Genomic DNA, 14,058 nt, shown 5'->3' on the forward strand with positions numbered 1-14,058 from the left:
GGTTTTCATGAACGAGATCAGAAAATTCTATTTGAAAATGCTGAAGTCCGACGAACTGAACAGCAGTTTCGGCGGGCCTCTTTTCGTGGCCATGCTGATTGCCGCCTCGCTCTTGCTGGCGGCGACCTGGATCAGCTCCGACATCGGCTTGCTGGAATTCGGCGCAAGCCCGGCTGTGGCCCAGCATGAAGACTTCGCCGCTTTCTATCGTGGCGGCGAAATGGCGGCGCAGGGCAGGGCGGCCGAAGTCTATGACTATTACCGGTTCACCGAAGGTCTTTCGCCCGAGAACCAGAGTCTGCTGTTTCTCAATCCTCCCCATGCCCTGCTGTTCTATGAGCTGCTGGCAAAGATGAGCTATCCGACGGCGCGGGGGGTCATTCTGGCTTCCAGTATCCTCTGCCTTTTCCTGTCGGTCGGCATGATCCGTTTGCCGGCGGGGTTCTGGCCTTATGTCTTCGTGGCGCTTTCGGCGGGTACGCTCTATTCCCTGCAATTGCTGCAGCTCGCCCCGATCACCACGTTTCTGCTGTTGTTTGCGCTGTTGTTCAGTCACCGGAAACCGGTGCTCAGCGGGCTTGCCCTGTGCGTTCTGACCATAAAGCCGCAATATGGACTCCTGGTTCCGGTCTACCTGCTGGCAATGAGGGACTGGCGCGCCTTCGGAGTTGCTGCCTGCGGAACCCTCGTTCTGATCGCCGCATCCATCGGTCTTTACGGCGTTTCCGTCTGGCAGGCGTTTTTCGCATCGATGACCGGCGGCGTGCATTCAATCCAGTTTGAGATTTCGCATAACATGATGGTTACCATCGGCCAGTCGATGGGCAAGATCGGCGCCGGAGCCGATCTGAAGATGGTCGCGCAGCTCGTCTGCATCCTGGTTTTCGGACTGGTCGTCTGGGGCTGCGCCCGCCATTGGAAAAGAGATGCTGCCGCGGCGCTTTCCATGCTCGCGATGAGTCTGGCGGCGCCGTCTTTCCTTTTCTACGATTGGCTGATGTATGCGATGGCGCTTCTCCTGCTGCTCAAGCTGTCTCCAAAATGGCCGCTGTCGCTGCAGGCGATCGCGGGGCTGCTCTGGATCGCTCCTGTCGTGCACGATGTCCTGAATGTCTATGCCGCCGATGCCGCGTTCTATTTCTCGAGTTTCATTCCGGTGATTGCCATTGCCGTTCTGGTCCATGCGGCCCTTACATTCTCACGACAGGAAGGTGCGGCCGGTCGGTTTCTGGAGCTGCATGAAAGGCGTGGAGAGGTGCCCGGGTGAGATCGGGTGCTGCCGGCATTCCGGTGACGGCAATATTGCGGCCCTGTCCGGGGCCGCAGTCGCTGTTTACAGCCCGATAAAACTGTCCATGTGAAACCGCGCGGTGGCCGGGTCCTGGCGATGGGGCGTTCCGACGGGGCAGGCCCGGCGGGCCAGGCATCCGGACCAGCAGTCGAGGGCGCGGCTCCGCGCCAGATGATCCCGGCATCGGGGAACGTCGTAGCCGCCGGTCAGCGACAGGGCGTTCGCGGGACAGGCGGCAATGCACGGCTTGTCCAGGCAGGTATCGCAGGGGCCGGACCGCTCCGCAGCAGGTGGCGTATCCAGGGGCTGTGAGCTCAGGAAGACGGCCCGGAAACCGGCCCAGGGTCCGAAGACCTGATGGGCCAGAACGCCCATCGGGCTTTGGGAAAAGCCGCCGCAGGCCTGCGCCCATTTCTGGAAGGGATGATAGGGCGGTCCCTGAAAGGGAAAGAGAGGCTCGCAGGCGTGCTTGCGGGCAAGTACGCCGAGAACCCGTGCCGTGTAGCGGTCAAGCGGATCGTCGGCGCCGTCCGCCCACTCCGGGCTCTCCACCAGACACGGCCAGATCGACGGTCCGGTGCTACCGATGAGCAGCAGGGTTTGCGGCCGGGTGCCTCCGGATAGCGCGGGTACGTCACTGTCTTTGCCGGGGGAGAACCCGCCCAGACACAGAAAACCGGCGGCGGCGAGATCCTTTTCGAGCTCCGCTGCCGCCGGTCCGTTCATGCCGGCACCGCTCAGCCGAGCCTGTCGCGCTTGGCCAGCGTGCGCAGGCGCAGGGCGTTCAGCTTGATGAAGCCGGCCGCGTCCTTCTGGTCATAGGCGCCCTGGTCGTCCTCGAAGGTGACCAGTTCTTCGGAATAGAGCGAATAGGGCGAAGAGCGGCCGGTCAGGATCACGTTGCCCTTGTAGAGCTTCAGCGTGACCGTTCCGGTGACATGTTCCTGACTCTTGTCGATCAGCGCCTGCAGCATTTCACGCTCGGGCGAGAACCAGAAGCCGTTGTAGATCAGCTCCGCGTAGCGCGGCATCAGATCGTCCTTCAGATGCGCGGCGCCGCGGTCGAGGGTGATGGATTCCATTCCGCGGTGCGCGGTCAGAAGGATGGTGCCACCCGGTGTCTCGTAGACGCCGCGGCTTTTCATGCCGACGAAGCGGTTTTCCACCAGATCCAGACGGCCGATGCCGTTGTCGCGGCCATAATCGTTCAATTTGGCGAACAGCGTTGCCGGAGACATCTTCTCGCCGTTCAGGGACACCGCATCGCCCTTTTCGAAGCCGATCTCGATCTCGGTGACCACATCGGGGGCTTCTGTCGGATCGACCGTGCGCTGGTAGACATAGGCCGGGGCTTCCTCCGCCGGGTCTTCCAGCACCTTGCCTTCGGAGGAGGAGTGCAGCATGTTCGCATCGACGGAGAAGGGCGCCTCGCCGAGCTTGTCCTTGGGCACCGGGATCTGGTGCTTTTCGGCAAAATCGAGCAGATCTGTGCGGGACTTGAAGCTCCAGTCGCGCCAGGGGGCGATCACCTTGATGTCCGGATTGAGCGCATAGGCGGAGAGCTCGAAGCGGACCTGGTCGTTGCCCTTGCCGGTTGCCCCGTGCGCGATGGCATCGGCGCCGGTTTCCTCGGCGATCTCGATCAGCCGCTTGGAAATCAGCGGACGGGCGATGGAGGTGCCGAGCAGGTAGACACCTTCATAAACCGCGTTGGCGCGGAACATGGGGAAGACGAAGTCGCGGATGAATTCCTCGCGCAGGTCATCGACATAGATTTCCTTGATGCCGAGCATTTCGGCCTTGCGGCGTGCCGGTTCCAGTTCCTCGCCCTGACCGAGGTCCGCGGTGAAGGTCACCACTTCGCAGCCGAGCTCGGTCTGCAGCCATTTCAGGATAATGGAGGTGTCGAGGCCGCCGGAATAGGCCAGTACGACTTTCTTGATGTCACCATGCGCCATAGAGGGAAGGTCCAGTCTGCTGTTCCGGGGCGGCAGGGTGGGGAAATTGCGCCGAAATCCGGTCAAGTTCCATGTCCTGGGCAGCTCCCGGGCGGTTTGACCGCGCGGTTGAAAATTTGCGGCAATTTAGCCGGTTCTCTTCCCGGCGCAAGCCCTTGCGGGCCCGCCTGCGTGCATTTGCCGTCGGCATGGCCGGTCCGCAGGCAGATCGGCCGGAGTTTCAGTCCGCCGGAAGGCGGTCTGCGGGGCATGCTCATGGAAAACAGCGTCACCGCCGCGGGTCACCCGGAGGGTCGTCCGGTCCGATCGATGTTCGCCGGTTTCACTGCGACCGGTCCGCTTCCTTGCCGTATTTCGCCAGGAACATGTCCACGCTCTCGGTGATGATCTTGTCGACCTCCTCGCGGTCAGGAACCCGGGCGGCGTAGAGATTCGGGAAAAATCCGCGGGACTTGATCAGGCCGAGGAACTGTTTTGCCGCGACGGCCGGATCGTCCACGGACAGCCGGCCTTCCTCGGTTGCCCGCTTCAGAACGGCTTCGAAATCGGACTGAAGGGTCATGCGATCGTCCATGTCCGCTGCCAGGGCAGGGTCGCGGATCGTCTCGCTCATCACCATGCGGGCAAGGTTCATGAAGCAGGGATTGATCAGCAGCGCGCCTTCCGCCCAGCCCAGCTCGATCAGCATGTCGCGGACCGGCTTCGTGTTGTCGTAGGGAATCTCCAGGGCGGAGTTCACCTGATCGACGAGAAACTGGTTGATCTCGTGGAAGAGCACTTCCTTGCTCTCGAAGTGGTTGTAGACCGTCCGCTTGGAGACCTGTGCCCGTTCGGAGATCCGGTCCATGCTTGCGCCGGCATAGCCCTTGTCCTGAAATTCCGCGATCGCGGCTTCAATGATCTGCTTTTTTTTCCGGTCTGATACGGACATGCCTGTTGCGAGTTCTCCGCTTGCAGAATTTTGTCGGGGGACGGCTCCCGCTCCCTTTCATCCCAAAAATCGAGTCCTGTGTAAACTAGGGCGTTTACAGATGCGCAGCCGATAAGTATACTACACGGTATAGTTTACATCCTTTAGCCAGATCAGGCCAGCCAAAGGAGATGTCTTCAGATGTCCATTACACTTTCAATCAACGGGGAAAAGCGCGCGCTCGACGCGGATCCCGACAGCCCGCTACTGTGGGCGCTGCGCGACGAACTCAAGCTGACCGGAACGAAGTTCGGTTGCGGCATTGCCTCCTGCGGGGCCTGCACCGTCCATCTGGACGGAATGCCGATCCGGTCCTGCCAGACCATGGTGGGAGACGTCGAAGGGGCGGAAATCACCACGATCGAAGGGATCAACGGCAAGGCCGCGCAAGCGGTCGAGGCCGCCTGGCAGGAACTGGAGGTTCCGCAGTGCGGCTACTGTCAGTCCGGCCAGATCATGGCCGCCGCCGCGCTTCTGGCCGATACGCCGAAGCCGACGGACGATGACATCGACGCGGCGATGGACGGCAATGTCTGCCGCTGCGCCACCTATGCCCGTATCCGCAAGGCGATCCACCTTGCATCCGACAAGATGGAGGCCTGAGCCATGTTGCATCTCCTGCAAAAGCCTCTTGCGGCCGCGCAACCGAGTCGCCGGACCTTTCTTAAGGCGTCGGCGGGCGCCATTGGCGGGCTCGTTCTGGCAATGAACCTGCCGCGATCCGCCGCCTCGGCGGCAGAAGGCGAATTCATCCAGCCGTTCGTGCATATCCGTCCGGACAACACCGTGGTGGTGCTGTCCAAGCATCTGGACAAGGGGCAGGGGACGGCCTCCGGCCTCGCGACGCTGGTTGCCGACGAACTCGATGCGGCGCACGACCAGGTCACGGTCGAATTCGCGCCATCCGATCCGCAGGTCTATGCCAACTCGCTCTTCGGTGTGCAGGGCACGGGCGGCTCCACGGCCATGGCCAATTCCTTCATGCAGTATCGCCAGGCCGGTGCGGCGGCAAAAGCCATGATCGTGGCTGCCGCCGCAAAGGCGTGGGGCGTTCCTGTCGGTGAGATCACCGTCTCCAAGGGTGTCGTCTCGCACGGGTCGGGCGACTCCGCGACGCTGGGCGCGCTGGCGGGCCTTGCCGCCGCTGAGGAGGTTCCGGCCGAGCCGGTGCTGAAGACGCCGGACCAGTGGGTCTATATCGGCAAGTCCTTTCCGCGCCTTGACGTGAAGAACAAGTCCGCCGGCGCGCCGAACACCTACACGATGGATTTTCAGCGGGACGGTCTTCTGGTGGCGACGGTCGCCAGGGCGCCGCGCTTCGGCGGCAAGGTCAAGTCGTTCGATGCGGGGGAAGCGATGAAGGTTCCCGGTGTCGTCAGGGTGCTGCAGATCCCGAACGGCGTCGCCGTCGTCGCCGAAAGCACATGGCCGGCGATCAGGGGCCGGTCCCTGCTGGAAATCGAGTGGGACGACAGCGCGGCCGAGACCCGGTCGAGCGATGCCATGATCGCCGAACTCAAGGAGATGACGGTCTCGCCGCCGGTGAAGGTGCGCGAGGACGGCGATGTCGCCGCGGCGCTGGAGGCCTCGGCGAAAGTGATTGAGGCCGACTACGACTTTCCGTTGCTGGCCCATGGCGCGATGGAGCCGCTCGATATTGCCATGATGTTCGACGGAGAGACCGCGGAATTCTGGTTCGGATCCCAGATCCAGACCATCGACCACAACGTGGCGGCGGCCGTGCTTGGCATCCCCTTCCAGAACGTGAAGATCAACACGCTCTGGGCCGGCGGCTCCTTCGGCCGGCGTGCCCAGGCGGACGCCCATCCGGTCGCGGAAATCGCAACACTGGGCAAAGCCATGCAGGCGGCCGGCATGGCGCCCGCGCCTGTGAAGATCGTCTGGACCCGTGAAGACGACATGACGGGTGGATATTACCGGCCCATGTCGGCGCACCGGATCAGGGTGGGCCTTGATGCGGCGGGCAACGTCACGGCGTTCCAGTACAACATCGCGGCCAAATCGATCGTCAAGGGCACCGCGTTCGAAGCCGTGCTCATGAAGGACGGTGTCGATCACTCCATGACCGAGGGGGCGCATGACACCTCCTACGCCTTCCCGCTGATGAACATGGATCTTGCCTACCAGGAAACCCAGGTTCCGGTTCTGTGGTGGCGGTCGGTTGGCCACACCCACACGGCCTACGTCATGGAAACCATGATCGACCGGCTGGCGAAGGAAGCGGGCAAGGATCCGGTGGCCTATCGGCTGGAGTTGATCCGGGACGATCCGCGCAAGGCGCATGTCCTGAGGCTTGCCGCCGAAAAGGCCGGTTGGGATCAGCCGCTTCCCGACGGCCGTTACAGGGGCGTGGCCGTGCACAAGTCCTTCGGCTCCTATGTGGCGGAAGTGGCGGAAATCTCGTTCCGCGACGACGGGACCGTGAAGGTGGAGAAGGTGACCGCCGCGGTCGATTGCGGCACGCCGGTCAACCCGGACAACATCGTTGCCCAGGTGGAAGGCGGTATCGGTTACGGCCTGGGTGCGGTCCTGCGCAACCAGGTGACGCTGGTGGACGGGGTGGTCGAGGAAACCAATTTCGACACCTACGAACCGCTGAGGATGTCCGACATGCCGGAAGTCGAGGTGCATATCGTCGCCTCGAACGAACCGCCGACCGGCATCGGCGAGCCGGGCACACCGCCAATCGGCCCGGCCGTCGCCAACGCCATCGCTTCGGCGAAGGGCGAATGGATCACGAGTTTGCCGTTGTCGAAGGCGGGGCTCGTGTGAGTTGAAGGTCGCCTGAAACGAAAGAAAGGCCGTCCCCCGGGGCGGCCTTTTGCGTCGCGCGCATGGATCTGGCCGTCCCGGCGTCAAGCCGGGACCTTTACCCTCTTCTGCTAGCAGGTCCCGGCTCGAGGCCGGGACGGCGTTCCGGATAGGCCGCGGCTTTAATTCTGAGCCGCCAGCGCGTCCCTGTCCTTCTTGCGCATGCGTTCCGATGCGGACTTGAGCTGGCCACAGGCGGCGAAGATGTCGCGGCCGCGCGGGGTGCGGATGGGAGAGGCGTAGCCGGCACGGTTGACGATGTCGGCGAATTCCTCGATCCGCTCCCAGTCGGAACATTCGTATTCCGAGCCGGGCCAGGGGTTGAAGGGGATCAGGTTGATCTTGGCCGGAATGCCCTTGAGCAGGCGGACCAGATCCAGTGCATCCCTGTTGCTGTCGTTGACGTCCTTGAGCATCACATATTCGAAGGTGATGCGCTTGGCGTTGGACAGGCCCGGATAGTTGCGGCAGGCGTCCAGCAGGGCTTCGAGATTCCACTTCTTGTTGATCGGCACCAGCACATCGCGCAGGTCGTCGCGGACTGCATGCAGGGAAATCGCCAGCATGCAGCCGATCTCGTCACCGGTGCGGAAGATTTCCGGCACGACGCCGGAGGTCGACAGGGTGATGCGGCGCTTGGAGAGCGACAGGCCGTCGCCGTCGGAGGCGATCAGCAGTGCTTTCTTGACGTTGTCGAAATTGTAGAGCGGTTCGCCCATGCCCATCATGACGATGTTGGTGACCAGCCGTCCCTCGGAAGGGACGATGGCGCCCTGGGGCGTGTGGGCCTCCGGAAAGTCGCCGAGACGGTCCCGCGCCAGAAGGATCTGCGCGAGAATTTCCTCGGACGTCAGGTTGCGGACCATCTTCTGGGTGCCGGTGTGGCAGAAGGTGCAGGTGAGGGTGCAGCCGACCTGGGAAGAGACACACAGGGTGCCGCGGCCTTCCTCGGGAATGTAGACGGTCTCGATCTCGACCGGACGGCCGGCGCCGCGCGGGGGAAAGCGGAACAGCCACTTGCGGGTGCCGTCGACGGAAATCTGCTCGGAGACGATTTCCGGACGGGCGATGGAAAAATTCTCGGCGAGTTTCTGGCGCAGATCCTTGGCGATATTGGTCATCTGCGCGAAATCGGACACGCCGCGCACATACAGCCAGTGCCAGAGCTGGGAGGTCCGCATGCGCCATTGCTTTTCCGGCACGCCGATCGTGCCGAGCGCCTCGCCCAGTTCCTCGCGGCTGAGACCGATCAGCCCCGGCTTGTCCTCGCCAAGCAGCGGGGAGGCTGCGGCTGGAACCGTCTGCGCATTCGGATTGTCCCGCGCGATGTCGAGGGTAATCGCCATGTCGTGATCCGTTTTTTTGTCCGGCTCTCGTCGAGGCGCATCCCGTTTCCGGACGCGGCGGCCGGGCACCTGACAAGCAGGCTGAAACCCAAGATCAACGCTCTTCCGACCGGAAACGATGGGAAGTTTGAAGGTTGATCGCTTTCAATGTGTCGGAACATCCTGCCCACAGTCAATCGGACGCAGGAACCCCGTCCGCTTCCAAAACCACAAACGGCGGGGAAAATCAAGCTTTGCGGACTGCAGGGGTGCCATGCAGCATCCCGCGCATCAGAGCGCAAAACCCGGCCCGGTGCCGGATCCGCCCGCATTCGGATGAATGCCGGGGAACCGGACACGTCCGGCCGGGTCGGTCCCGTTCGCGAAGGGCGGCAGGCCTGTTACTTGCAGGCCTGGCTGGCGGTATTGATCGCCGCCGTCACGCCGGACAGCGAGAACTTGTAGGTTGTCCGGGTGCCGCGGCTGGATTCGCCGTTCACGCTCATTTCCCGGCCCGCCTTCATGGCGGCGACGAGCTGCGCTTCGGTTGCCGCATTTTCCACCCAGGCGCCGTCATTGTTGGTGAACAGCGTAAAGCCCTTGCCGTCGATGTCGACGGTCACAGAGGACTTGTCCTTGAAGGGATAGCCGACAAGCAGGCTGGGTTCGGAGCTGACGCCTTCCGCCGGACGGGTCGTCACGAAGAAGAAGACGTCCCCGTGATTGCGATCCCCGGGAAGCAGAGTGGTCGGCTTGGTCAGCGCGTAGCAGACCTTGCCACTGCCGCTGGTCAATGCATAGGCCGCCCAATCGTTATGCTGCTTCAGAAGCGTCGGGGTTTGCGCGAAAGCCACTGCACTCGAAACGGCCAGACCTGCAAGGGCTAGAACCAGCGATTTTGCTTTCATCATCTCCACACCGTTTGGCTTTGAGTTTCCGTCGAATTCAATTCAATTGCCGTTTGACATATAAACCTTGCTTTAATGATAACTTAAAGCGGGTTACGAAAGGGTTGAAGCCGTGACAATTGGCTTTTTGAATTTTCGACGCTCTTTTTGTCATGTCAGGGGACAGACCTCCCGAAGGGGGTCATTTCCAGGAACGCATACCACAGGCTGTTGCGGTTAATCACGGCAAGAGTGTGGCGGAGTGGCTCATCCCCCTTTCGAAAACCGGCGAACCTGCTAAAGATTCGTCATGACCGCCGTGTCGACAGGGAGTTTGGCAGCCATTGGCGAATACGCAGTATTATTCCGAACTCATCGTCAAGGTCGCGGCGGAGCGGGACAAGGCTGCCTTCATTGAATTGTTTGATCATTTCGCTCCACGCCTGAAGGGCTATCTGATGAGGCAGGGGGCTGAGGCCGGGGTTGCCGAGGATGTTGCCCAGGACGTGATGGTCACGCTGTGGCGCAAGGCGCACCTGTTCGACCCGGAAAAATCTTCCGCCAGCACCTGGCTTTTCCGTATCGCGCGAAATCGGCGCATCGACCGTCTGCGGCGGCAGAAGACCGCCGAACTCGATCCGGAAGAGCCGGCCCTGCAGCCGGTGCCGCTGCCGGATGTGGCCGACGAAATGGACGCACGCCTGCGGGAAACCCGCGTTCAGGCCGCGCTCCGGCAATTACCCGACGAACAGAGGCAGGTGGTCCGGCTGGCGTTTTTCATCGGCCAGTCGCACAGCGAGATCGCGGAGGAGACCGGACTGCCGCTGGGAACGGTCAAATCCCGTATCCGCCTCGCCTTCGGCAGGTTGCGTCAGCTTCTGGAAGCCGACGAGGCGGTCGATGTGGATTAGGCGGCTTTTCCTGCCGGCCTGAGCAGGGGGAGATCAAAGCACCGCTTTCATTACATGTCTGGGTCCGATTGCCTGGTTTCCGCCCGGAGCCATTTCTCGAACAGGATCGCATCCGGGTTTCGCTGGTCCGATTTTCCGGGTATCAGCAAATACATCGCCTCCCCCGGTAACACCCGCCCCCTGGCCGCGACGGCCAGACGCCCCTGTCTTACATAGGCCGTGGCGAGTGTCTGGTGCAGAATTGCAATACGGTGCGAGGAGGCGGCCAGTTCGGCCGAAGTCATCGCGGAATCCACTCCGATATCAACCGGCCGTCTTTTGCGGTCGATGCCAAATTGCTCGAAATACCTGGCCCAGTAGTCTTCGATTCCCATCAGATGCACCAGGGGCCGATCAGCCAGATCTGCGGGTTCGGCGGACGCACCCATGCTTTCGGCCGCCGACACGGAACAGACAGGCACAAGCGCATCCTTGAAGAGCAGCTCCGCCTCGTATCCGGTCCAATGTCCGCGGCCAATCCGGATTTCGACGTCTGTTCCGCCGGTGGCCAGTCTTTCTACCCAGATTGAACTCGAGATGCTTACCTCAACGTGAGGAAACTCCTTCACGAAGCGGTCCACGAGCGGAGCAAGCCACAGTGTTGCGTAGCTGATGGGAGCACGAATGTTCAGTGTCGTTCTTCCGCTTCGCCCGAAAACGCCTGAAGTCGCGCTGAGGATATCGTCGAAGGCCTGCCGGACCGAAGGAAGATAGGCCTTGGCGGCTTCCGTCAGTCGCAATCCGCGCGGAAGCCGCTCGAACAACAGGAAACCGAGATGTTGCTCCAGACTGCGCACCCGATGGCTTACCGCTGATTGCGACAGATTCAGCTCGACCGCGGCGGCGGCGAAGTTTTCGTGTCGTGCGGCGGCTTCAAATGCCTGCAAGGCCGGTAGAGGAGGGAGTCTGCTCGCCATTCGATGTTCCTTCCCGGAATTTGAAGAGGGTCCGAGACACGAAAAAACGGGGGTCTTAGACGCTTGAGAATACGTTTGATTGGCGACAATGGCGATGTCAATCTCGCAAGCATTCAAGGAACACGCCGCCTGGCGTTTCAACTGGGGATACTCTTATGGTCCGTGAACCTGCGCTCTCGGCAGAACAGATTGTGTCGTTTCAGGAAAATGGTTTTCTTGTCTTGGACAACCTTGTGCCGGCCGAAGATCTGGAAGCCATAGAGCAGGAATATGATGCGGCGCTGGATGAACATGCGAAACGTCTGTACCTGCAAGGCGACATTGCAGATGAATATGCCGATCTGGAATTCGGGGCCCGATATGCCCGGATCATTTCGGAATATCCGGATCTGCATCAATTTCTGAATATCTCCCTGCCCCTGTTGAACGAAGACATAGATGCCTCGACCTTTCACATGCACAGTGGTCCGGCGGCATTCCACTTGATGCGCCACCCGAGAATCCTGAATGTTGTCGAGGCCATCATCGGCCCGGAGATCTATGCCAGTCCGGTGCAGCAAATGCGGATGAAGCCACCGGAAAAGCAGCTCAGCGATGCGTTGGCCGGTCATTCGAATGTGGGAGCAACAACCTGGCATCAGGACATCGTGGCCCTGTTCCCTGAGGCAGATGAAACCGAGCAGTTGACTGTCTGGCTGGCGATCAGCGACGCGAGCATCGAAAGCGGCTGCCTGGTGTCGATCCCGGGCTCCCATCGCGAAGGTCCCAAGACGCATTGCTCCAATGACGCGATTGCCAGCGAGCCGCAGGTGCCGGACAAGCTCATGCAGGGACGCGCGGGTGTGCCATTGCCCGTCAGGAAGGGCGGAGCGGTGTTGTTCCACAAGATGAACGTCCATCGGGCGTTGCCCAACTTGTCGCAAAACCTGCGCTGGAGCATGGATCTGCGTTTCCATCCCATCGGACAGGAGAGTGGCCGCCCGGCATTTCCCGGCTTTGTCGCGCGAAGCAGGTCAAACCCTCTGCAGGAACTGCACGATGCCCAGGCCTGGGCTGCATCATGGGACAGTGCGCGCGAGCGGGTTCTGTCCGGTCAGCATGGAGGTCGGATCTTTGAAGACAGACGCTGGAACGATGCCGCGGTGTGTTGAGGAGCGTCCTTGAATTTACCCGGGGCCGCCCCGGTGTTTCCATTGCATGCTGGAAGCCACGGGACCGGGAGAGTCACGTTCCCGGCACTTTCCTGCCTGAACGCATGATCGGGCCGCCGGAGACATGCCTGGGGCGCTCCACCTTGGGCGCGCCAGCGGTCAGGGGGCGGTCCGCATAGCGGCCGAGGGCCCTGTGGCGGTCATACATGACGATGGCGCCGGCCATGGCGACGTTGATGCAGAAACTGGTCGGGATCTTCACCACATGGTCGCAGCGCTCCAGCATCTGCGGTGACAGCGAGCCGCGTTCCGGTCCGAGCACATAGGCGGCCTGCAGCGGGTGTCCGAAACTCGGCAGATCGATGGAGTCGTCCGTCAGTTCGATGCCCACGAGCTGGCAGCCCCTGGGCAGGTCCATGGTGTCGACACTGTCCCAGGTGAACACCGGCAGATGGCCCGGGCTCTTGGAAGTGTCGGAGGGCGGCGCCTTGCGGAGCTTCTGGTCCGCATCGACGGTGAAGAAGAAGTTCGCGCCGAAGGCGTGGGCGGAGCGCATCAGCGTGCCGAGGTTCATCCGTTTGGAGAGGCCTTCCGCCCCGACCGCAAAATATCCGCGCATTCTGTCTTTCCATTGTTCCTGCTGCTCAAGGCCTCATAGCGGAAAGTCGGCGGGGCCGAAAGGCTCGCCGGTCACGGCCGGCCCGCGCATGGCGCACGGCTTATCCGGAAAGCCTATTTCTGCGACGGGTGCCCGTTGCTAACGTGCCCGTCCCGTTTCCGCTTCAGGAGGTCGTCGTGAAAGCCTGTCTTTGCAAGTCCCTGGGTCCTGCTTCGGATCTCGTCGTCGAGGATATTCCCGAGCCGGTGGCCGCGCCGGGCGAGGTTGTGGTGCGGGTACGGGCCTGTGCGCTGAATTTCTTCGATACCCTGATCATTCAGGGAAAGTATCAGTTCAGGCCGGAGCTGCCGTTTTCACCGAGCGCCGAATTCGCCGGGGTCGTGGAGACGGCCGGGGAGGGCGTGACCGCGTTCCGCCCCGGGGACCGGGTGATGGGGTACATGCGCTGGGGGGCTGCGCGGGAGAAGGTTGCTGTGCGCGCGCAGGATCTGGTGCCGCTGCCGGAGGAGGTTGCCTTCGAAACCGCCGCGGGCCTGATGGTGACCTACGGCACGACGCTGCATGCCTATCGCGACAGGGCAGGGCTCCGTGCCGGGGAAACCGTGGCGGTGCTCGGGGCGTCGGGCGGGGTCGGCCAGGCGGCTGTCGAGATCGCCGCGATCATGGGCGCCACGGTGATTGCCTGCGCCTCGTCGCAGGAAAAGCTGGCCTTTGCGGAATCGCTCGGCGCTCACCAGACGCTCGATTATTCCCGGCAGAATCTCAAAGAGACGCTGAAGGAACTGACCGGCGGCAGGGGTGTCGATGTGGTCTACGATCCCGTCGGTGGTGAGCTGTCGGAACAGGCCCTGAGGGCGACCGCCTGGGAGGGCCGTTTCCTGGTGGTCGGATTCGCGTCCGGGGACATCCCGAAGATCCCGCTGAACCTGCTGCTTCTCAAGGGCTGCGACATGCGCGGCGTCTTCTGGGGCGAGGCGCTGACCCGGGATCCGGACGGACAGCGGAAGAACATGGCGCAATTGCTGGACTGGGTCCGCGAGGGCAGGCTGAAACCGCATGTCCATGCGGTCTACCCGCTGGAACAGGTCGCCGAAGCCCTGGAGGAAATTGCCGCGCGCCGGGTGCGCGGCAAGGTGATCGTCACGCCTTGACGACAGG

The 14,058-nt window shown here is 62.2% G+C and carries 13 protein-coding genes; 6 read left to right on the forward strand and 7 right to left on the reverse strand.

Annotation, left to right across the window (positions count from 1 at the left end):
* Positions 1-7 precede the first annotated feature (7 nt).
* A complete protein-coding gene (locus DCO57_RS11480; protein WP_116699042.1) occupies positions 8-1,267 on the forward strand; it encodes a glycosyltransferase family 87 protein in 1,260 nt (419 codons plus the stop codon).
* A gap of 66 nt (positions 1,268-1,333) precedes the next feature.
* Here the strand turns inward: DCO57_RS11480 and DCO57_RS11485 are convergent, their stop codons facing one another.
* The 3 genes from DCO57_RS11485 to DCO57_RS11495 form a co-directional block, all read right to left on the reverse strand.
* Positions 1,334-2,017, reverse strand: a complete 684-nt coding sequence (locus tag DCO57_RS11485) for a hypothetical protein (RefSeq protein ID WP_116699043.1) — start codon at positions 2,015-2,017, stop codon at positions 1,334-1,336.
* Between the two features lie 11 nt (positions 2,018-2,028).
* Complete coding sequence (locus DCO57_RS11490; protein WP_116699044.1) at positions 2,029-3,249, reverse strand: argininosuccinate synthase; 1,221 nt, start codon at positions 3,247-3,249, stop codon at positions 2,029-2,031.
* A gap of 322 nt (positions 3,250-3,571) precedes the next feature.
* Positions 3,572-4,180, reverse strand: coding sequence for a TetR/AcrR family transcriptional regulator (locus DCO57_RS11495; RefSeq protein WP_116699045.1), 609 nt, complete (start codon positions 4,178-4,180; stop codon positions 3,572-3,574).
* 180 nt (positions 4,181-4,360) lie between these two features.
* Here DCO57_RS11495 and DCO57_RS11500 point away from each other — a divergent pair, with 180 nt between their 5' ends.
* Together DCO57_RS11500 and DCO57_RS11505 are read left to right on the forward strand one after the other, a co-directional pair.
* A complete protein-coding gene (locus tag DCO57_RS11500; protein ID WP_116699046.1) occupies positions 4,361-4,822 on the forward strand; it encodes a (2Fe-2S)-binding protein in 462 nt (153 codons plus the stop codon).
* Positions 4,823-4,825: 3 nt separating this feature from the next.
* A complete protein-coding gene (locus tag DCO57_RS11505; protein ID WP_116699047.1) occupies positions 4,826-7,012 on the forward strand; it encodes a xanthine dehydrogenase family protein molybdopterin-binding subunit in 2,187 nt (728 codons plus the stop codon).
* A gap of 161 nt (positions 7,013-7,173) precedes the next feature.
* On the opposite strand, the gene rlmN is transcribed toward DCO57_RS11505, so the two are convergent.
* Both rlmN and DCO57_RS11515 read right to left on the reverse strand, forming a co-directional pair.
* The gene (rlmN, locus tag DCO57_RS11510; RefSeq protein ID WP_116699048.1) at positions 7,174-8,397 is read right to left on the reverse strand and encodes a 23S rRNA (adenine(2503)-C(2))-methyltransferase RlmN; all 1,224 of its coding nucleotides are present in this window, start codon (positions 8,395-8,397) and stop codon (positions 7,174-7,176) included.
* 380 nt (positions 8,398-8,777) lie between these two features.
* Positions 8,778-9,287 carry an invasion associated locus B family protein gene (locus DCO57_RS11515; RefSeq protein ID WP_116699049.1) on the reverse strand — a complete coding sequence of 170 codons (510 nt, stop codon included), beginning with the start codon at positions 9,285-9,287 and terminating at the stop codon, positions 8,778-8,780.
* Between the two features lie 320 nt (positions 9,288-9,607).
* On the opposite strand from DCO57_RS11515, the gene DCO57_RS11520 reads away from it, so the two are divergent.
* On the forward strand, positions 9,608-10,174 hold the full coding sequence (locus DCO57_RS11520) for a sigma-70 family RNA polymerase sigma factor (RefSeq protein ID WP_116699050.1): 567 nt from the start codon (positions 9,608-9,610) through the stop codon (positions 10,172-10,174).
* 50 nt (positions 10,175-10,224) lie between these two features.
* Here DCO57_RS11520 and DCO57_RS11525 read toward each other — a convergent pair whose 3' ends face one another.
* Entirely contained in the window at positions 10,225-11,271 is a 1,047-nt protein-coding gene (locus tag DCO57_RS11525) for a LysR substrate-binding domain-containing protein (RefSeq protein ID WP_133192660.1), read from the reverse strand.
* A 14-nt stretch (positions 11,272-11,285) separates the two neighbouring features.
* Here DCO57_RS11525 and DCO57_RS11530 point away from each other — a divergent pair, with 14 nt between their 5' ends.
* Complete coding sequence (locus DCO57_RS11530) at positions 11,286-12,281, forward strand: phytanoyl-CoA dioxygenase family protein (protein WP_116699052.1); 996 nt, start codon at positions 11,286-11,288, stop codon at positions 12,279-12,281.
* 73 nt (positions 12,282-12,354) lie between these two features.
* On the opposite strand, the gene DCO57_RS11535 is transcribed toward DCO57_RS11530, so the two are convergent.
* On the reverse strand, positions 12,355-12,900 hold the full coding sequence (locus DCO57_RS11535) for an RNA methyltransferase (RefSeq protein ID WP_116699053.1): 546 nt from the start codon (positions 12,898-12,900) through the stop codon (positions 12,355-12,357).
* A gap of 176 nt (positions 12,901-13,076) precedes the next feature.
* Between DCO57_RS11535 and DCO57_RS11540 the strand changes: the two genes are divergently transcribed.
* Positions 13,077-14,051: an NADPH:quinone oxidoreductase family protein gene (locus DCO57_RS11540; protein WP_116699152.1), complete on the forward strand. Its 975-nt coding sequence runs from the start codon at positions 13,077-13,079 to the stop codon at positions 14,049-14,051.
* The last annotated feature ends 7 nt before the right edge of the window (positions 14,052-14,058 follow it).

The organism is Labrenzia sp. 011 (assembly GCF_003075075.1).
Classification (GTDB): Bacteria; Pseudomonadota; Alphaproteobacteria; order Rhizobiales; family Stappiaceae; genus Roseibium.